Origin of the sequence: Acholeplasma oculi (assembly GCF_900166985.1) — a bacterium.
GTDB classification, from domain to species: Bacteria; Bacillota_I; Bacilli_A; order Acholeplasmatales; family Acholeplasmataceae; genus Acholeplasma; species Acholeplasma oculi.
In genome coordinates, this window is the sequence record NZ_FUZK01000001.1 from 224,908 (window position 1) to 246,487 (window position 21,580).

Below are 21,580 nucleotides of genomic sequence, written 5' to 3' on the forward strand. Positions count from 1 at the left end.
ATTATTCTCCTGTCATACCCGTTCTTTCAATACCTTCAATAAATTGTTTTTGAGCAACTAAATAAAGTATTAATAAAGGTAAAATGGATAAGAATGTTGCAGCAGATTTATAACCTTCGTTAATAAGTCCCATACCAACATCACCAGGTGCGCTACCTGCTTGATCAGCAAATATAGAATCAAATAGACTTAATCTCATAACAATCAGTGGATTGTTAGAACTGTAAAAGATGGTAGCTGAATAAATATCATTCCAGTTCCAAATGAATGAGAACAAGAATACGATTAAAACAATAGGAATTACTAACTTAATATAAATGTGCCAAAAAACCTGTAGGGATGAGGCGCCATCGATTCTGGCAGCCTCATCTAAGGAAATAGGAATCATCTTAAAGAAGTTATAAAATATTAAGATTAAGATTGCTGAGTTAATACCTTGTCCAACAAATGAGAATATGATTTGTGGCATTAAACTTGAGAATAAAGTTCTATTAAAGAATCCACTTAAGAAATTATTAGCAAATAATGCATCATAAAATGGAAGCCAGAAACTCTCTTGTATACCACTGATCATCATAATTCTTGGAATTGTTAACATTGGTAAAGGAATAATAAAAGATAATAACAACATGACAAACATAACTTTTTTGAATCTGAAGTTATATCTTGCAAATGCGAAACCTGTTAATGCAGATATGATTGTTTGAATGATTGCTAGAATAGAAATATTATAGATACTCTTAAATAGATTTCCTGGATTTGAAAAAGTTCCAAAAACTCGATCAAAGAAACTTAAGTCAGCTGCAAACCATGAAGGTGGCAATAATCCTAAGACATAATTTGATACGACCATATTGTTAATGGTCCATTCCTTAGGAATCCACGATACTTCTGGGTTTAATATGTCATTTTGAGACATAAAAGATAACATAATCATTCTCATAATAGGGAATAAGAATACATAACTAATCCCAATTAATAAGACATAGACTAAGAGTTTTCCAATAAATCCTTTAGCTGCTGAATGACCAAAGATTAATTTCTTTAACTTATCACTTTTGACAAAATCTACAGCCTTTTTAAAGATGGATACAGTTTGATTTTTATATTGAATCATTTTATTCATCATCTTTTGTATCCTCCTTCTTTTTCACTTTAAATACTCGAATTGCCCAATCTTTGAAACTTTCATTTTCTCTAACACGTTTCAATTGTAATTTGGCAACCTTATCGATTTGTCGTTGTTGTTTTTCTTTTAAGGATTCTTCATAATTTAATTTTTCATTATCTCTTAAAATCAAGAACATGACTAAGACTAAGATTAATACAATGAGTGAGTAAATAAGGACAATTGCGGCTGCAAATCCTAATCCATTTGTATAATTTGAGTTGATTGTTGTAATCATGAAGTTATAAATTGGATTAACCTCAAATATTGCAATTTGAACAACAGTATAAATACCAACAACTAAAGCTGTTGATTTTAAATTTGGAAGCATAATTTTCCATAGCATTTGCCATGAGTTTGCACCATCAATTTGTGCTGCCTCATATAGTTGACTATTGATTTTTTGTAGTCCATTTAAGAATAAAACAATCGGAATCCCAGTAAACCATAATATCAGTGTAAAATTATCAAAGACAGTCATCAACATATCTGAAAAGAATGGTGAAATATTGTCAATCATTCTAAATATTAATAAATCTGAAATATCCATTAATTGCATCGTATTTGAACTTCTAAGTTGTGTCATTACAGGTCCACTCATAACAACAACAGGGAAGAAGAATATAAGTCTAAATCCTGCTCTAAACTTAATTTTTGTATTAAGTAATATTGCTAAAATCAGCGAAATGACCAAAATCATTGGAACATAAGCGAGTTCCATTGAAATAAAGGATACAACTAGCTGATTGAACTCTGTATTTCTAAAGAATGCTGTAACATAGTTTTCCATACCGATAAGTGTATAATTCCATCCATAAACATCCTTAGATACTTGGTTAAAACTTAACCATATTGTATTAAAGAATGGATATAAAACGAATACTAAAAATCCAAATAACCAAGGTAAAAGGAATAGATATGCTACGTTTTGATTAACGGGTTTTCTTACTTTTGACTTAGCCATATATCCTCCTTAAATTACCACTCTATAATTGAGTGCATCGATTGTTGTTCCTTGGTATATAAATGGTTCATCTGTATAGTTAATGACAACTTTAATACCATTTTCATATGTATTTAATATAACACCTGGTGCAAGTACAGTACGTCCTGTCCATAATGTTTGTTGAACAGAAGCTAAAGCACCATTAACTTGTAGATAAATATCATGAATTAAATCTTTATATAACGTATATTCTGTTGAATAGTAATCAGATGAATTTGTTGATACAAGTTTATATGCAGGATCATACGTTAATATGAATGATGGGTATGTATTATAATCAACCATTCTCAAGATATCTCTTTGTTCATAGAATGAGAAATTAGAATATGTTGCATAAAGTTCCATAGATCCGTTTAATACCATTTGTAAGAATGGAACTGTATCTGTTTCGATCAAGTGTTGCGTATTAAACATTGGTGTTTGTAAGTGTCTGTCCATATATTTCCATAAATACATATTAGGTGTAACACCATTTATTTTTAATGCATCAGGCATACGATCAAATGCTTCTTGATAAATATTGATAGAATCTGTAACACTTACAACATAATCACTTGTTTCATAATGACTATACAGTTGATTTGTAACACCTGTATACGTATAGCTTTCAAATCCCATTTGATTGGTTTCATTAATTGTTCCAGTAATCCATTCAGATACTTTCCAAGGGGTTGCATAATATTTTCTAGATACTGGTCCGGTTGCTCTTCTAATATTTTGGTTCGCATACCATCCACCAATATGTTTCATTGCATTACCAATTAAGAAAACATTTTCTTCATATATTGTTGTATATTCTTGTTGAATCGACAAATCAATTCCTAAATCATTTAATTCATTAACAATTCTAGTGAAATCATTTTTACTTCCTATATGACTGACCCATTCAGGATGAGATTTACGTCCTAAGGTGACTCCACCTTTTTGATAACCCAATACACCTGAGTTCATATTGGATATGCCCATATTTCTGAGTTCATCTAATATCACTTTAACTTGCCATACATTGGTAGTGACAATATCCTCTATTCCAATGAGTGATTTTTTAGCATCACTCATCAAGAAATCAACTCTTAATGGAATATTTGCATCTTGACTACGTTCAAGATCTAAAATACCTACTGATGCATCTGATAAATAATCACGATATTTTAATGCCATACCAACATAATCTGCAGCATAAGGATTTTCTGGGTTTGACCCATCGCCAGCAAGTAATACATAATGCTGACGAATATCAAAGTGATTTCTTTCCTTAAATAAGGATTGATAACTTGCACCTGATTGGTTATAGACTTGAGTATATGGTTTATTAAATAAGTATCGACTATGTGCGATCATATAGTCTGTTAAGTTATAACTATCAGCTGAATTGGAAGGTCTTGCATAAATTTGCATGTATTCAGCACCTTTTGTCGTATAACTTAAGAATGCTGCTTGTGTACCATCACCATAAGATATACCAAAAACTGGCATTGTAGGTTCCTTAAATGGTACATAATTAGGTTCAGTTCTTTGATGACTTGGTAATTGCCCAATATCTTGACCATAAACGTTACCAGTATAACCTTGGAGTGAAGTTGAATAATCTGCAAAACGAATCAGTGCTCCACTACCATCTGGAACAAATATGTATCCTGGATTTCTTGGCTTTTGAACTACTTGATTCCAAACTACTTCCTTAATTGTTACTGGACCTTCATCTGTATCAATTGTTTCAGATTCGATTTCAGGTAAAACAATCTTACCACCATAGGAACCCATGAAAGGATTGATTGCGATAGAACCGATTAAGTCTACATCATCGCCTTCGATTTCATCATCTCTAATTTCTACGCTATATCCATCTAAATCAAAATATAGATGAACTTTTAAGTCTACATTAATCGCTTTAAATTTAAAATCTAAACGATAATGATTTGGATCATTATTGACCATTCTTAAAACATCTGTATCTACAGAGTTCGATACACGTTCTTGAACACTTTCAAAACCTGGATTACTTAAATCTGGTGCAGTGATAAATGTTTTTGTACTACTACCTGTTTGAACAAGCGGTCTTGTCACATTTTCACGGTTTAAGTATTCAATTAATACCATTGAGTTACCAATACCCTCTCTGGTTGTATTCATTTGATCTTCTAATGGTTTTGCTAATGCTAATAGTTCTTCATCTGTAGCATTTGGATTCTGTTCCAAAAATAACTCAACAGTTTGCTCGATAAATTGATCATAATCATGATCGATTCCACTCTTCCAAGTGAAGTTATTACGTTTATCATACACAGCCAAGATACCGTTATGTTTTTTATAATAATAAATGAAGTTTTCATTTTCTTGAATTTGTGTATATCCATCAGTATTAAGTGGCACGACTGTTACACTTTCAGGAGGTCTTTTTGTATCTTTGTTGGATTCAACATAGAAACCATGTACCGTTGCATTTACGATAACTAATATGAAAATTAATATGAATATTTTCTTAACTAAACGCATTTCTAATCGCCTCCTTAAGGATTGCTTCTATGAATAAGTAGAGTTGTTGCCACATTGTTATAATAATGATGATTACAACAACCATAATCAGTGCGAATAATAAACTCATTATGATACTTCTAAATGTTTCTTTTCCTGTATATTCATGTATCTCACTGATTCCTAAGAATACTAAGACAAATGACCAAATCATACCAATATTCATAATAAAATCTAAGAAGAATACTTCATTATACGTAAGGACATGAGATAAAACAGTCACCAATATGAGTGCAATGAATAATGGACTTAAAGCATATATAAACATCATAAAGATTTGTTTAATGGTTCCAATACCATCATTAATGGATGTATCTAAATAGTTAGAAATTACAAACAATAAAGTGACTGCAAAGAAACCTAAAACGAGTGCAGTTAAGTCTAAATCCTCAACAGCAATGAATTGATAAATAAATCCTTTGGATGTATTAAAGAATATAAATGAAATAAATATGAGTGCATAGAGTAAGATTGCAGCTTTTAATGATCCTTTTTGATGACGTTTTAAATCCTCAAAACTATCCACTGGTCTTCTCATAACTTTAAACATAAATAATATATCTTGTATAAATTTCTTACCCATAAATTTCTTAACAGGTGCTAATGAACTTTTAATCACGCCTGTTTTATGGTCAACTTTTTTAAGAACAATTGAACTTGCGTAAAGTAGAACCATACCTATAATAAAGAAACCTAAATAACTTTGAAGTGTTACATTTCTAACTTCCCATGATGCATCAGAATAACCACCTCGATTACCAGCAAGTTCAAAGTGATGCATTGCAAGTTCATAATTTTCTAATTGTAGATAAGATTTTGCAATATTATTGTGTGCAATTACTGACATTTGGTTTAAATTAAGTACATCTTTCCAAGCTTGAATTGCATCACTATATTGTCTTGCGTCATATAGTCCTATTGCACGGTATACTTCTTTAGCATATGCAGTTGGTTCAAAAGATTGTAAGAATGACTTGGAATCATCGAGTGCAAAGATAAATCCATCATCTCTTATAGCAATTGCAGATAATCTACTAAATACACCTGAGACATCTTGTGATTGTGTTGGGTCACTTGAACTTGATCCAAAGTTGAAAATAAAGTCACCTGCTTGATCATAAACAAATATTACACCAGATTGCATTCCGGCATATACAATACCTTGTTCATCCACATAGATATCTCTAGCATCATCAAAACTAATGACACCTCTAAAGATATTACCACCTTGAGTATTGTGCTTTTTGACTGCAGCACGATATGTACTCATTGTTGTTGTGTAAATCATTGAGTTTTTATCAATAAATATACTTGAGAATGTTTGTGGGTCTCTTGCTACAATATTATCAAACTGTTCTTGACTTAGAATCAGTCTTTGGAATTCTTGTATTGGAGAAAGTTGAATTCGATTCGTTGTAAAGAACCCTAAGAATTCTCCACTATTTGAAAGTTGAATGATACCATTTGATACACCTTCACCATAAATATAGATATTTCCTCTATTATCTACAGCAAGTTTATTAGGTGCAAAATTCGTATTTCCAAATGAGATAGAATCTGGTCTGCTAAATGTTTCAATTAAAGTACCTAAAGCATCGAATCTGAAAACCTTTTGTGCAGCAGAATCTGCAACATATATACCTCTTGATGATATAAAGACGCCTTTAGGTGCTCTAAAATCGGGATGTGTTAATGAATAAACCATTTGGTTTTGTCTTGTATCGTACTTGATAATACGTAAGTTACCCGTGTCTGCAATCCATAAATATCCATCTTCATCAAATATCATATCTTCTGGAGCATTTAATTGAAGTTCCATAGTTGTTCTTGCTGGAAGATATGCATCCTGAGTATGAACGTATTGCCCTTTAGCATTTAAAGTCATTGTATAACTTGTAGCACTTGATGCATAAGATGTTTGAATCGTCATAAATAGAAGTGATATTGTTAATATAATTATAATAATACGTTTTATGTTTCTCATGTCATCACCTACTTAATTCCTGCATGAGCCATTGTATTCATGACTCTAGATTGCATGATAATGAAGATGATTAAATTCGGTAAGAACATAATAAGTGCAGCTGCAGCAGCCATACCTACCCCAGCCAGTGCTGAACCAGTATTTGCAACAGCTAATGTATTTAAATAGAATGCAAATGACTTCATTGTTTCATCTTGAATGTAAAGGTTGGATGCCTCTACAGCTCCCCAAGTTGCTTGGAAAGTCAGAATTGCTACGGTTGCTATTGCATTTTTTGTTAATGGATAAATGATTTTAAATAAAATTTGTATATCAGATGCTCCATCTATTCTTGCGGCTTCTAAAATTTGATCTGGGACCTGGTCAATGAATTGCTTCATTAAGAATACATTCACAGGAACCGCTAAATAAGGTAGAATGTGTACTAAAGGATTATTGTTTAATCCAACTTGAACAATGATAAAGTAGGTTGGAATTACAACTGCAGTACGAACAAACATTAAAGCTGTTTGGTTTAAACCAAATAATGCCTTTTTAGCCCTAAATTGTTTTTTAGATAATACATACCCTGTCATAACACTGATGAAAATAGTTAAGAAAACTAAGATAACTGTGATCAGTAATGTATTGAATAAATATCTTACAAGTGGTACACCAGTTGTTGTTGCTGTTCTAAATAACTGGTTAAAGTTATCAAATGTTGGGTTTTGAACAAAGAAACGAGGCGGGAATAAGAATAACTCATCCAATGGCTTAAATGCTTGGTTAAAAATGAATACAACCGGAAGTAGCATAAATATAGCCATTGGTATTAAGATAATATAAAACGGAATCTGTGATTTGCTAAAACTTGTTGGATTGATTTTAGTTCCTTGAAAGCTCATATATTACCTCCTCAATCTTTATCTGCAAAGAGCTTATAAGCTACTTTGGAGAATACCCAAATGAGTAAGAGCAAGACAACTGATAAAGCTGCTGCATATCCCATTTCATATCTAATAAATCCATAATCATCAATATGATTGGTAATTAGCTGTGCTGCATTCTGTGGTGTTGGGTTAGAACCTGACAACGCAACACCTATATATCCATTTGTAAATGTAGAAACAATTGCCATAACTGCACCAAATAACATTTGTGGTTTCATCATTGGAATGGTTACATGCATTACTTCTTGGAATTTATTTTTAATACCTTCAATATAGGCAGCCTCGTATAATTCTTCATTACCATTTAAAATCCCTGCTAACATTGCTAAGAATCCAACACCCATACTACTCCATAATGCAACGACAATAACAATTGGCATTAAGTATTCAGGTGACTGTAAAAACTGAATTGGACGATCAATCATACCCATATCCATCATAATTGCATTGATATATCCAGATTCATCACCAGAGAAAAGTGTTCTCCAAACAACTGAAATGAATACACCACCAACCATCGAAGGTGAATAGACAGCAAGTGCAATAATTGTTCTAGGTACTTTTTGAATTTGAGCAAGCATCCAAGCAAGAATAAAGGATAATAAGTATCCACCAGGACCCACAAGTAATGCATACATCAATGTGTTCGGTAAAATGTATCTAAAGAATACAGAGTCTTGAGTAAAAATATTAATAAAGTTTGTTAATCCTATAAAAGACGGCATTTCAATAACGTTAAATGACGTGAGTGATAAGAATATGGCGACCGCTACTGGAAAAGCAATAAATAAACTAAATAACAAGACATAAGGCATTAACATTAGAAACACTGTTAGCCCATCTTTGAATCTTGCTTTGTTATAACTTTCTTTTTTAAGTTTAATCGTTTGATCCATGATAGCCTCCACTTGCATTCAACATCTGCTCTCTTACCCAATGGATATCTCTAATGGTATATGGTCTAATGACATCACCGTTTGTATTTAAAAATCCAAATTCGATCATCTTTTTGCGCATTTCACGGTTAATTTGAATGGTATATCGGTCGATAGCGATACCCGTTGGTGTACCGTCAAACACAGCAGTATTCCATATATCAGAAATTGAACGTTCTAACATATATTGACCTGGAGTTCTAGGAACGTCAATTAACCACTTGATTTGTTCTAAAATAACTTCTTTATGTTTTTCTGGGAATGGTGATTCAATGAATGCATTAATATTTCCAGAAATCCATGCATATGTAGGACCATAGGTTGATTGTAGTGTAAATGAGAATTGTGATTGAGTTTCAGTACTCATCCACCATTTTAAGAATGACCATGCATCATCCGGTTGATCAGTTTCTTGCATAATCATACCTGCTGTACCATTGGCAATGTAATGACGATTAGTTCCATATTCCGCAGTTGTAATACTTGGGTATGGTGCAATCTCCCACATACCAGTGAGTTCTGGTGCAGCATTTTTAATTAATTGATATGTTGCAAAGTCTGCAATACCAATAGGAAGTGTTGCGTATCTAAATGAATTATAAAATGAAACGACTTGTTCAGGTAATGCATAATTTGTAAATAATTGGTTTAAGAATGTTAGACCTTGTACAGCTTCTTTTGAAGCGATATTTGTTCTTAATCCGTCTTCAGTATAAACATTTCCACCAAATTGATACACAAAACCAGATGTTTGATAGAACCATTTAATTGCTACACCACCCGCAATCGGATGATAAAAATTCATGCCATATTTTTGAAGTTCAGGTAAGATATCAATTACTTCATTCCAAGTATCTGGTACCATGAAGTTTAGAGAGTCAAAAATATCTTTTCTATACATAATGACATTAAAATCTAGAGTTTCTGGTAATGCATAAGCTTTATCGTTTAAAATATAAGGCACAAATGCACCAGGTGCAAACTGACTTGAATATTCCCAATAATCAGGGAAACTTGATAAATCATATGCTGCATTTCTGATTGCTAAATCATAAGGCATATAACTTGCAAGACCTAATGCCACGTCAGGTTGTTGACCAGCAGCAGATGCCATGACGAGTTTATTTGGATCTGGCATAACTGAAATTTTTACTTTTATTCCAGTTTCAGGTGTGAAAGTTTGGTCTGCCATTTTTTGCATCATATCTACATAAGTAATGGGACGGTTCACCCAAACATCAACAACACCTTCTTCTTTAGTCAGTGAGTATTTATTAGAGGTGAAACTTGCAAAGAATGATTGGAAAGTAGATCCTACAACCTCAAAGAAGTTTGCATTTGCTTTCGCTAAAGTGTGATTATTATAAATGTGAACTTGATTAAGGTATAATGGCTGATTCGTAATTGTTTGTAATGAATCACCTAAAAATTGAGATATTGATCCAGTACCACCCACTAAATCATCTAAGTATAGTGGAATTCTTTCGTAATCATCATAAATATTTTCTACTCTTGATAATGCTTTTTGTAGATTGTTGATCGTACTTGAAGCAGAACCATTAGGTGCGTAAACAGATAACTCAGTAATAGCTTGTTTTAATAAAATGATATAACTTTCTAAATAAAGCGGAGTTTCTGGTATAAAATTTGTAAACTTCCAAGTTCTATTTTTATCAATATCTTTACCGGTAATTTTTCTAATTTCTAGTGAGAATGTATTGATGTGGTCAATAACTAGTTGAACTTTTCTTACTGCATTTTGGACAGGTTCACTTTCAGCTCTAATCGTTAATTCATTAACCCCTTGATTCAGATAAAAGTAAAATTCACCTTCAGCATTTCCTAAGGTTTCTACATTCCATTGGCTAGTTGCAGTATTAGCAAAAGCATATGATCTAACTTCCTCAAAAGGAATCTCACCATTGATATAAATAGATCTAAAGACTGGGAAATCAAATTTATTATTGGAATATCTAAATGCAATCTTGTAAAGCCCTGCTTGTTCAACCTCTACGTCATATGATAAAGATTGACCAGAAAGTTGCCAAGTATTACCGGCAATAATATTTAGTTTTTTATAAACTGAATCAAACGGCTTAAGACTTGGATTGTTTTCAGCAAAAGCTTGTACATAACTTGAATTCTTTTGTTTATAGTTTGTTGCTTGAATGTCAACAATAGAATCATGTTTAGTTCCAGGATTTTGAGTTTGATACTCTTGATATGTTAAATATTGTTTAGGAGCAGTTAATTTTGCATCCGAAATTGTAAATACTGAAGATGTTGTATTTTCAATAGTTACAAGATTGCTACCTTCATTAAACCAAAAAAGCAGCGGATCAACACTTACATATGTATTGTTATATAAAGATACGGATTGCCATGAACCATCAATAACTTGATTTGGTAAAACTTCATCACCATAACGATCTGTTAAATACGTTTTAGATTCATCTTGCCAAATAATTGGAATTTCAATCGTAGACATTTCATCATAATATACTTGACCGTTAACTTTAACTGCAACTGTTATTTGATTTAGTGTAGCAGCTGCTACTTTATAATCAACTTCAATATGATAATAGCCTTCCTCTGAAACGACAAAATCGTATATAGCGACTTCGTCTTTATTCATTATTAATACATTTTGACCAATTTCATCATCTAAAGTAGCGTTAAGATTGGTTAATGAGGCCTGTACACTACTTAAGCCATAATCAACATTTTGTTGATGATCGCTTAAATAATCGACGTAAGTGTATCTAGGATTCATTAAATCATTATCTAACATTACAGTAGATTGATTGATTTGTGTTTGAGTTAATTCGCCAGTAGGCACATAAATAGATGTCCCTCCAGAAAACCACACAATTAATAGTATAACTATTAAAGTTGCGAATATCCACACAAAACTACGCTTAATTCTACCCATCATGTTTTAAATTACCTCCTATATCATTATGAAGGCACCAAACATAAGTCCAGTGCCTACATAACAAAGATTAATTATTTCTGTATCTTATATTTATTAAAAATCAGCGTCAGTTTTTCCGTAGTGAGTCTTTAAGCCTTGTTGTAATAAAGCAACTTCAGCACTAAATCTTTGGTTAGCTAGAGTATTCCATTCAGGTAACTTAGCTAATACTGCGTCTGTGAATCCAGCATCTGTTCTTCTTGGTGAAGTTGCTTCAGGATTACCAGTTAAAACGGATGGTAAGTTGAAGTTATTCCACTCATAAAGAATTTCTGTACGAACACCATCTTTATCATAGAACCATGGATATGCTTTGTCAGAAACGTCTTTAACGTTACCGTTTGCAAATTTTTCCATCATGAAGTGGAATCCAGGGAATCTATCTTTATCTGCTAAAATTGAGTGATTTGGTGCACTGAACCAAATTTCCATTTGACGGTTGAATGCATCACCAGTAACAGTTGGAACAGAGTCATTAATAGCTACTTTCATTGTTTCCCCATCTTTAAATTGTTGATCAGCACGTGCTTGCCATGCTCTGTCATCACCAATCCAGAATGATGCAAATGTATAAGCTATTTGTAATTTAGCATATTCTTCTTCAGATAATTCTTTATTTGAATCATCTAAAGCATAGTTTCTAACAGCTAGAGGGTCAAGTACAACACCAACTGTATTGTCTACATAGTCAGTACTTGGTCTTGGATAAATATCCCAGTCATTAGATTGTACAGCTCCCCAGTGTCCAGGTGTTGTATTTGCAGCATCACCTAACATCCAAGGGTCTCCATCAAGTGTTAATAAAGCACCATTTTTGAAGAAGTTGAAGCTCCACCAACCGTTAGCATCCATAAATGGTCTCATTGGAGAATTATTATCTACTTCAGTTGCAGCAGATTTATCCCATTGTGGCCATACTGAATGATCAGCCCATTCTTGAATTAATGGAATTAATGAACGAACTTCATTAGAATTCATGTTTAAGAATGGAGCATCACCTTGTTGTTCAACAAGCATTTGAGCCATTGTAGTTGTACCAGTGAAGATAAAGCTCTTAGGAGTATCCATAGAACCATACCATGAGTTTGGACTTGAATGGCTAACAAAATCTGTATACTCTTCAATTGTCCAGTTTGGTTCTGGAATATCAATATTGTTATTTTCAGCTAATTCTTTATTGATAAACACGCCCCAAGGTTGTAAGAATTGAGGTAAACCAGCTTGTACACCATAATAGTTCATCATGGACATAATACCTGGGTTGAAAGATTGATACATTGGATCATTACTAAACACAGATAAGTCAGCAACCATACCACGAGTTACTTCCCCTACTAAGTCTGTAGAAGCCCAAATGTCAACTTTTTTACCATATTCTAATTCGAAGTTTTCTCTGAATTGTGACCAACTAACTCCGTTGTCATTCGGACCGCCAATCTTAGTGATGACGTTCACTTTTACATTCGGATAAACTTCATTAAAAGCTTTTGCAACAGCATATATTGTTGCAGCATTTTGTGATGTTAGGTCTTCGTCAGCTATCGTTTGTTTACCGATATTTTCATAGAACTGACCATCCCCTGACCATAACATAATTGTAATTTCACCTTCAGTAGCAGTGTCTAGACCAGCGTATGATGGTCCACATGCAACTAAGATGAAAGTTACTGCGAGTAACATAATTGTAACAAGATATTTTTTCATTTTTCCCTCCTATATTTGGATTTCGATTTATATCTCAGTTTTATTATAACACTATGTGAAAACGATTTCAACAAAAATATAAACTTTTTTACAACGTTTTCGTAAATAGATAAAGCGTTTTCCTATAAAAATGCTCAATAATCACATTTTACGCATTTTTAGTAGGAATTATGCTTTATTTTTCAGTTAGAATAAACGATGCAATACCTTTTGCTGGTATGTTATATTGTTGGCTTGACTCATGAATATTTAAGAATATGGATGCATTAAATGTATTTTTATTATGTACAATAACTGCAATCGATCCATCTGGATTTTTAAAACTTGAAACGATTATATTTCCGTTGTTTGAAATACTCTCAATTCTCAGAGCATCACGTTCAACAAATTTTGAAAAATGTCCTATGATATAGTACTCTTCATTCATGGTCACTGTATTTGTCTCTGTATTGGATGTTAAAACACCTCTACAATTTTGACAACCACCATTTTTAGGTCCATTATCTTGATCCAGTGCGATATTCCACATCAATACACCTTTAGCACTTCGGTTAATCATACCCATGAATATGTTTTCCATATTCCATGTAATATTATCAGGGAAGCTTGTAGCCCATAATCCACCTGATATTTCAGTAAACCAAATGCCCTTATCAGGAAATAATCTTTCTAATCTTGAGGTTTCACTTACATTGCCACCATAACCATGTAATGCAGCACCAGCTGTGTATTTTGCTGCTTTACTATTTAATACACTAATTGGATAATCCATTCTATCCCAGTTATGATCATATGCAAATATCAGCGTATCTATAGATTCTCTTTCAAATGCTTGTCCTAACTTATAAACAAATTCAATTTGTTGACTCGCAGGCATATACATTGAAGGATAACCATTTGTTTCATGTAAAGGTTCATTTTGTGGGGTTACCGCATATATATCTATACCATGTGCTTTATATGCATCTATAAATTTAACAAAATAATTTGCATAAACTTCATGGTATTGACTTAATAAGCGTCCACCATTTAAGTTTTTATTGTCTTTCATCCAAGCAGGAGCTGACCATGGACTTGCCATAATCAGTAAATCAGGATTAAGAGCAAGTGCTTCTTTTAGAATCGGTATTAAGTAAGTTTCATCGCGTTCAATCGTAAAATTGACTAAATCTAAATCCGTAACATTCCCTAAAGTGTCATTATATGTAAAATCATTCAGCGAAAAATCTGATGCCCCCATTGCAATTCTTATAAATGAAATACCTATGCCATCTGGTCCAAATAATTGATTCATGACCTCAGTTCTTTTAGAGGGTTCAAGATTCGCAATAACAATTGCACTAGATTCAGTCATTGCTGCACCAAAACCATCCATTACCTGAAAAGTCTTTTCGGGATTAATAGTGACTTTTAATCCACTTACATTTAAATCAAATTCTGTAGATGTTTCTAATTCTTCATTAAGTAATTTTGATTTATTTCCAGCTGTTATGAAATGCTTCACATCATATAGTTTTTTCACAGGTTCTTCCTCTATTTCTATAGGTGGGTTGCAAGCTGTTATTATAAAAAGACAACTCACCATTAATATCGTTAGTATTTTTTTCAACAATGACACCTCTTATTCATAAATCTTAACATAATCGATTAAGAAACTTTGTGGGAATATAGAGTCATCAATTTTTCCACCCCAATTACCTCCAACAGCAAAATTTGCTATCATATAAAAAGGTTGATCAAATGGCCAATCTTGGCTTCCGGATTTATCGCCTTTAAGTTCTTCTAAAAGTAATTGATCATCAAAATAGAATTTAAAACCAAATTCATCCCAGTCCATGCGGTACACATGGAAATCATGTGTTAAGTCTTTGACAAAATGTTTAAAGTGTAAATTATTGTTTTTGGTATGATTATAGTTCTTTGAATGTAGAGAAAAATGAATATGATTATCTTCTTTACCTACAAATTCCATCAGATCGATCTCTCCACACTCAGGCCAACCAACTTCTTTAATATTTTCACCTAATAACCAAAAAGCAGGCCAAGTACCTAATCCACTTGGTAATTTCATACGAACTTCCATACTTCCATATTTCATATGTACTTTATGTTTGGAAACAATTTTTGCTGATGTGTATTGTCGGTATTCGTATGTTTCTTTTCTAGCAACGATATGTAGTAAGCTATCTTTTACAAAAATATTTTCGCTTCTTTTGGTATAAAATTGATCTTCATTGTTTCCAAAACCATGACCACCAACTTCAACAGTCCAATTTTCTTCATTTAATTCATCAAAATGGTCTTCAAAAATTAACTTTCTCATAATTATTCTCCTTAATTTCTTCTATGTGTTCTTTTTCTAAGTAGATACGTATAGAGTTTTCATCAGAGGTATCTTCCTCTTCAACAATTAGTAGTTTACAATTCTTACTTAAGACATGTGTATGATAGATTCCTTTTTTAATATTATAAACTTTATGTTTTTCTAATTTTAATACCTCAAATGATTGAATCACATTTGCCTCAACATCCGCAAAAATTAATGATGCCTCACCTTCTAGTAGAACAAATACCTCATCTGTCTTACTGTGAGATTCTACATAACTTAAGTTATCCACTAATAGTTCATCAATGAAATTAAGTATTGCAACTCTCCATGATTGATAACTCATGAGTGTTTTGTATCCTGGGTCATTGAAAGAAAAAATCTCATATTTCATCTAGATATACCTCAATTCTACCCGATGGTTTTAGGTTATTTTCATCAATAATTTTGCCATCCTGATGAATTTCTTTAATTTTATATTGACCATAATCTAAGTTTTTTAAGTTCTTATACGTGATTTTAATTGAATTTCCTTGAATCATTGTTTCAATCGATGCTTCTTTGTTGATAAACTCATTTAATGTAAGTTTAGGATTGAGTGTTAACTTACCATATTGAAGTCTAATTCCAAAGACTTGTTCTCTAAGGAGTTTTAACAACCATGATGCACTACCTGTTAAATATAAATATTTACCTACCCCTAAATCATTGAAGTATTCAGGTATACCACGCAGAATGTGAGATTCTTTTTCTAATGAACGTGCCACAAGTGCATGATATCCTTCACTACCTTCTTTAACAAAGTCGTATTGATAGAGTCCATATATATACATAATAGCCATATGTGAGAAAACTGCCCCATTTTCTTTATGGTGATAGCTAAATCCATACGCTCTACCCATTTCTGTGAGTAGTTTATTATAATCTGTATTTAAATGGTATCCTCCTCTTTTCTTATCAAAGAGTAGTTCTTTATTTTTTTGGACTAATCGATGTACTTTTTGATGATCGATGGTTTGACTTAGTAATGCCATTGCTTGTCCAGTAAGATTCGATGAATTGGAATCATCTAAAAATGCTTTATGATTCGTTACATAACTTTGAAGATGCGTGTCATCTATCCAAGCATGCTTTTCTATATGATTAATTCTTTCTATTGAAAGTTCTTCTAAACGTTTGATAAGTTTATCTTTTTCAACTCTAACTTGATTCCCATCAAATGATTTAGCCTTTTCAAAGAATGTTTCTAAGCTAATCTCACCAAATATGAGTTCTTTTAAAGCTGAATATATTTTTATATCATCATCTAATTTTTCAATTAAGACTGCTAATCTTCTTAAGTTGTTGGCATAAAAATGTGTAAATGCAATAGTTTCACCATGTTCTTTAGCCATATCAAGTCCATCATTCCAGTCAGCATCTTCAAGTTTAATGAATCCAAATTCACCTGTGTTGAAGTGAGCAACTATATTTTGGATAAGTAAGTGTTCTAATACAGTTCCTTTATAAATTGACTCATTCACCTTTAAAATATAGCCTTTATCAAATGAATCTTTTGTTTGATAGGTATAATGTGTAAATTTATCATCAAAATATGATTGTTCAAGTTTTAGAAATGATATATCACCTGTTTCATGAATATACATCTCAGTGGTTAGTAATGGCCAAGCACCATGGTCACTCCATACACGAACAATTTTATTTCTATCCGCTAAGAATTCACCCGGTTTACTACCAATAATGGTTGCATTTGAACCATCAATTCGGATACCAGCAAAATTGTTAATGAGTAAATCTTTAATCTCACTTTCATTATGCATAATAAGTGATAATAAATCTTGCCATAAATCTCTCCAACCTCTACCACCTCTACCATAATCATGATGAGGTAAATAAGAATTACCAAAATATCTTCTTAGTACTGGTTGAACACCGACCCAATCTAATAATTCACTTGTCTCATCACTAATTAGGTTGAAATTCAACTTATGTTTTAGCGCATCAAAATGTTTAATAACGTGATTCAGTTCATGTTCAAAATGAGCTTTTTGGTGAAACTTTTCATGTGTCTTACGTATTTCTAATGGTGTATTTTCATGAATACCTAAAGTGATGTATAAAGTTTTAGTCTCATTGGGTTTTAGAGAAATTTTTTCAAAACCAATCCCAGCGATTGCTTCATAACCTTCTCTATCGGGTGATTGGGTGTTGTAAATTCCTTTAGGAAAATTGAATGTACCACCATCTAGAAAATCATCGATGTTTGTGATCATACGTTGGACTTTAACATCATCTATATGGGCATAAACTGCATAAGTATATGTGTTTTTAATATGTCCTCTTTCATCAAATGATAATGTTGGTGTCATTAAAACACCTGAATCATCTCTTTGAATACGATTTAACAATGATGTAACATGACGATGATCTCTAAGGTTATCTGCACTTCTTCCATAAATTGGAATTGCAGTTATAATATCCATTTCCAAATCTTGATTAGAAATATTTTTTATGTGAATCTCATGAACCTCTAAAGGATCACTTACTGGTACATAAGTTGTAGTTTCTAAGCTAAATAAAGCATTTGTTCTCGTAACTCTTTGATATAATCTTCCAGATTCATATTCTAATAAATCATCTTGTTGATGCAAGGATGATCCATTTAAAAAATACTGTTGATGATTCACTGTAAAAATCACGTTTCTTGCATAACTATTTTTGAATAAATCGAGTTCACTGGTTGGTTCTAACAAATAGTGATGGTGATCCAGCTTTAAATCACCACCAAAATATGGTGTGATTGATGATTTAATACCTAACTCATTGAATAAAGGTAGGTAATACCCTAGGTTTTTATCTATTTTTATTTTTTTTGTTTTAACCATGGCGCATTACCTTAAATTCATGAATATTGATACTGGATCGATTAAACTTTAATGTTAATACATGTTTACCAGGTTCAACTAAAATAGATGCTCTAGACGATTTTTTATGTCCTTCAGAACCATTAATTGTTAAAGTCGTTTGATATGTATTGTTTAAATATATAGAGAATGGAAGTTGTGCAAGTGGACTTTGTTCACTAGAAACCATGAAATCCAGTAAGTATTTACCAGAATTAACAAACTCTAATACATATGAAATTGTTGAATTTTGTTGATTCACTTGTATTCTATCGGAATTTACATCAATACCTTCTGATAACTGTACAGACTCATTGAGCTTTAAGATAATTGGATTCCAAGCAGATTCACCTACTGGTAATGCCATTTTAAAATCAATAGAATTTAAATCGACTAAATCATTACTGTGATCTGTTTTTTCTCCAACAAGCACATGAAGCAGATATGTTTCACCTTTTTCAATCTTCTTAATAACTGCATGTTTGAAGTCTGGATGTAGTTCAATAGAATCTGATTTAGCTTTCATTGATTCAATGGATTCAATATCTTGAAGTTCAATTTGTTGCAGATAAGGTTTTACCTTGATTTGTTCACCATTAATTTCAAATTGTTTTAAATAAGGAATGTGTAATGATGTTTGATTTGTTCTAAAGAAAGGTTGATATCTTAACACTTCTTTCTTAAATGTCAATTGATGCATTCTATGAAAAGCTGGTGTAGTCAATAAGAATTTTAAAATATTTTTGGCAGTTAATTGAAGATGAGAAAGTGATAAGCTACCCTCGTGATATGATGCTTTAGCATTATCATTATTTGAGTTTGATTCAGCATCTGTGATGACCATGTATAAATCATTTTGACTGATGATCATAGCCTTGGTATTTTTAACATCACCAGGACCTTCCCAATCATTCATCTTGGCCCACCAATCGGTTACAATGATTCCTTTAAATCCCCATTCATCGTGGACTAGTTTTTTATTTATATCGTAGTTTGATGCAGTCCATAGACCATTAACCGGATTATAGGATGTCATAATTGCTTTTGCTTTAGCAGATCTTATAGCAATTTCAAAACCTTTAAGATAAATTTCTCTTTGAGCGCGTTCTGAAACAACCGCATTCACATTGAATCTATCAGTTTCTTGGTTATTTGCAAATAAATGTTTTAATGTTCCTGTTACACCTGCATTTTGTAATCCATGGACTAAGGATGCAGCAGTCATACCTGTTACTAGTGGGTCTTCAGAAAAATATTCGAAGTTTCTTCCATTCAGTGGGTGTCTTATAATATTCATACCTGGACCTAAAATAACGTCAACATTATATGCAAGCATTTCTTGTCCTAAAAGTTCATATAAATGTTCAACAAGTTTTAAGTTAAATGTTGATGCTAATAATATACCAATCGGTAAACTTGAAGCGTAGAAACCAGAATCCATACGAATACCAGATGGTCCATCAGCAGCACAAGCAATCGGCACGCCTTTTTTCAATAATTTAGAGGACACACCACCAAAAGCAGCAGCAGTCCCTGCAGTAACTTTTGGTGAACTCATACCTTCACCACGTGTAAGTTCAATAAGTTCATCCACACTTAATGAACCAATGAATTGATCCATAGAATATTTCTTTTGGTAAACATCTAATAGATTAATGTTTAAATCATTGGTTTGAAGCGGCTTTTTAGTCTCTTTTTTTATTCTTTCATTATAGTTAACTGTTCTTAGAGGAACATCTTCATAACTTACATTAAAACTTTGATCAGGCTTAATTCGTTTAAATGGTTGATTTGGAGCATTTAATTCTTCTGATTTTAGTGTAATTAAATCATCTTTTAAAATGATTTTCCCAAATTTTTTAGTATGTCTCACAGAGTTTCCAATATAGAAATTATACTGACCCTTTTCTAGTACATAACTGGACTTATATATATGGCCAAAATCATCATAAGATGCTAAATTAAATAAATCTATTTCAAATTCTAATGTAGTTTCCTCATTAGGAGCTAAACCTTTTGTTTTTTCGTAAGCAGCTAAAACTCTTTTTGGTTTTCCTAGTAAGCCTTGTGGAGCTTCTAAATAAATTTGAACAACTTCTTTGCTAAGTTCTAAACCAATGTTTTTAACATAAACACTAAACTTAATCTGAGTATCTACAACATCAAATGTTTTAGGTTCAATCAGAAATTTAGTATATGTTAATCCATATCCAAAAGGATACCTTACAGCATCTTTATGGAATGTTTCAAAATATCGATAACCTACATAAATATCTTCTTCATAAATAACTTCACCACGATGACCAAAGTTTTTGTCACTCGGATCGTCTTTTAAATCTTTAATCAAGGTCATTGGTAATTTTCCGGATGGTGATTTAAATCCTGCAATAATATCCGTAAGTGCTTGTGCACCCATACCACCACCATGCCATGCAAAAATAAGTCCATCAATTGAATATTTATCCATAAAGGATAAATCAACTGCGTTACCTACATTGAGAATAACGATAGTTTTCTTAAAGTGTTCTGAAACATTTTTGATTAATTCATCTTCTGTTTGAGTTAAATAATAACTTCCTTCACCGCGGTAGTTGTCTTTATCTTCACCTGCTGTTCTTCCAATAATGACAATACCAATATCATTCATCTTAGCAGCATCTTTAATGTGTGATAAATCGAGTTCCATTTCTTTTTGATGCCACGGTTCTGATGCCCATTGTCCATTACCAGCATCAAAAGGATGGTCCATCACCCATTCTTTGTATAACTCATAAACCGTATTATCTACAAATATGTTTGGACTTTGTCTAAGTGTATCGATAAAATTAGGTACATTTCTAACATTGACTAAACCGCCAGAACCTGTACCTGATTTATAATAATTAAATTGAATTCTACCGAAAACAGCAACATGCTTGTTGATAATAGGTAATACATTCTTTTTATTTTCAAGTAAAACTATGCCTTCTTCTGCAACATATTTAGATAAATCTCTTAATTCATCTAGTGGAGACATAGATTTTTTTTCGATTGTTTTCATGTATTGTGACATATTCAATTACCTACCTTCAATTTTTAAGAAAACGATTTCTTAACTATATTATATGTTAATTTTG

13 protein-coding genes are annotated in these 21,580 nt (G+C 32.2%); all 13 read right to left on the reverse strand.

Going from position 1 to position 21,580, the window contains the following annotated elements:
* Position 1: 1 nt before the first annotated feature.
* Positions 2 to 1,129 carry a carbohydrate ABC transporter permease gene (locus tag B5X49_RS01050; protein WP_115734965.1) on the reverse strand — a complete coding sequence of 376 codons (1,128 nt, stop codon included), beginning with the start codon at positions 1,127 to 1,129 and terminating at the stop codon, positions 2 to 4.
* On the reverse strand, positions 1,119 to 2,132 hold the full coding sequence (locus B5X49_RS01055) for a carbohydrate ABC transporter permease (protein ID WP_052670021.1): 1,014 nt from the start codon (positions 2,130 to 2,132) through the stop codon (positions 1,119 to 1,121). Before B5X49_RS01055 ends, B5X49_RS01050 begins: the two co-directional genes overlap by 11 nt.
* A gap of 9 nt (positions 2,133 to 2,141) precedes the next feature.
* Positions 2,142 to 4,670: a DUF5696 domain-containing protein gene (locus tag B5X49_RS01060; protein WP_045749354.1), complete on the reverse strand. Its 2,529-nt coding sequence runs from the start codon at positions 4,668 to 4,670 to the stop codon at positions 2,142 to 2,144.
* Entirely contained in the window at positions 4,657 to 6,693 is a 2,037-nt protein-coding gene (locus tag B5X49_RS01065) for a YIP1 family protein (RefSeq protein ID WP_045749355.1), read from the reverse strand. The genes B5X49_RS01060 and B5X49_RS01065 overlap by 14 nt, the downstream gene beginning before the upstream one ends.
* Positions 6,694 to 6,701: 8 nt before the next feature.
* On the reverse strand, positions 6,702 to 7,577 hold the full coding sequence (locus B5X49_RS01070) for a carbohydrate ABC transporter permease (RefSeq protein ID WP_045749356.1): 876 nt from the start codon (positions 7,575 to 7,577) through the stop codon (positions 6,702 to 6,704).
* Between the two features lie 11 nt (positions 7,578 to 7,588).
* The gene (locus B5X49_RS01075; protein ID WP_079560577.1) at positions 7,589 to 8,518 is read right to left on the reverse strand and encodes a carbohydrate ABC transporter permease; all 930 of its coding nucleotides are present in this window, start codon (positions 8,516 to 8,518) and stop codon (positions 7,589 to 7,591) included.
* On the reverse strand, positions 8,502 to 11,396 hold the full coding sequence (locus B5X49_RS01080; protein ID WP_245943174.1) for an extracellular solute-binding protein: 2,895 nt from the start codon (positions 11,394 to 11,396) through the stop codon (positions 8,502 to 8,504). Before B5X49_RS01080 ends, B5X49_RS01075 begins: the two co-directional genes overlap by 17 nt.
* 189 nt (positions 11,397 to 11,585) lie before the next feature.
* Positions 11,586 to 13,235: an ABC transporter substrate-binding protein gene (locus B5X49_RS01085; protein WP_045749358.1), complete on the reverse strand. Its 1,650-nt coding sequence runs from the start codon at positions 13,233 to 13,235 to the stop codon at positions 11,586 to 11,588.
* Positions 13,236 to 13,410: 175 nt separating this feature from the next.
* A complete protein-coding gene (locus B5X49_RS01090; RefSeq protein WP_052670022.1) occupies positions 13,411 to 14,757 on the reverse strand; it encodes a glycoside hydrolase family 30 protein in 1,347 nt (448 codons plus the stop codon).
* A gap of 99 nt (positions 14,758 to 14,856) precedes the next feature.
* Complete coding sequence (locus tag B5X49_RS01095; RefSeq protein ID WP_045749359.1) at positions 14,857 to 15,558, reverse strand: glycoside hydrolase family 16 protein; 702 nt, start codon at positions 15,556 to 15,558, stop codon at positions 14,857 to 14,859.
* Entirely contained in the window at positions 15,539 to 15,955 is a 417-nt protein-coding gene (locus tag B5X49_RS01100; RefSeq protein WP_045749360.1) for a cupin domain-containing protein, read from the reverse strand. The genes B5X49_RS01095 and B5X49_RS01100 overlap by 20 nt, the downstream gene beginning before the upstream one ends.
* Positions 15,945 to 18,446, reverse strand: coding sequence for a GH36-type glycosyl hydrolase domain-containing protein (locus B5X49_RS01105; RefSeq protein WP_045749361.1), 2,502 nt, complete (start codon positions 18,444 to 18,446; stop codon positions 15,945 to 15,947). Before B5X49_RS01105 ends, B5X49_RS01100 begins: the two co-directional genes overlap by 11 nt.
* Positions 18,439 to 21,504: a glycoside hydrolase family 3 protein gene (locus tag B5X49_RS01110; RefSeq protein ID WP_159444472.1), complete on the reverse strand. Its 3,066-nt coding sequence runs from the start codon at positions 21,502 to 21,504 to the stop codon at positions 18,439 to 18,441. The genes B5X49_RS01105 and B5X49_RS01110 overlap by 8 nt, the downstream gene beginning before the upstream one ends.
* Between the last annotated feature and the right edge of the window lie 76 nt (positions 21,505 to 21,580).

Bases quoted from the DNA above. Each gene is read 5' to 3' on its own strand.
- B5X49_RS01050 (WP_115734965.1), bottom strand. From the start codon at position 1,129: ATGATGAATAAAATGATTCAATATAAAAATCAAACTGTATCCATCTTT.
- B5X49_RS01055 (WP_052670021.1), bottom strand. From the start codon at position 2,132: ATGGCTAAGTCAAAAGTAAGAAAACCCGTTAATCAAAACGTAGCATAT.
- B5X49_RS01060 (WP_045749354.1), bottom strand. From the start codon at position 4,670: ATGCGTTTAGTTAAGAAAATATTCATATTAATTTTCATATTAGTTATC.
- B5X49_RS01065 (WP_045749355.1), bottom strand. From the start codon at position 6,693: ATGAGAAACATAAAACGTATTATTATAATTATATTAACAATATCACTT.
- B5X49_RS01070 (WP_045749356.1), bottom strand. From the start codon at position 7,577: ATGAGCTTTCAAGGAACTAAAATCAATCCAACAAGTTTTAGCAAATCA.
- B5X49_RS01075 (WP_079560577.1), bottom strand. From the start codon at position 8,518: ATGGATCAAACGATTAAACTTAAAAAAGAAAGTTATAACAAAGCAAGA.
- B5X49_RS01085 (WP_045749358.1), bottom strand. From the start codon at position 13,235: ATGAAAAAATATCTTGTTACAATTATGTTACTCGCAGTAACTTTCATC.
- B5X49_RS01095 (WP_045749359.1), bottom strand. From the start codon at position 15,558: ATGAGAAAGTTAATTTTTGAAGACCATTTTGATGAATTAAATGAAGAA.
- B5X49_RS01100 (WP_045749360.1), bottom strand. From the start codon at position 15,955: ATGAAATATGAGATTTTTTCTTTCAATGACCCAGGATACAAAACACTC.
- B5X49_RS01105 (WP_045749361.1), bottom strand. From the start codon at position 18,446: ATGGTTAAAACAAAAAAAATAAAAATAGATAAAAACCTAGGGTATTAC.
- B5X49_RS01110 (WP_159444472.1), bottom strand. From the start codon at position 21,504: ATGAAAACAATCGAAAAAAAATCTATGTCTCCACTAGATGAATTAAGA.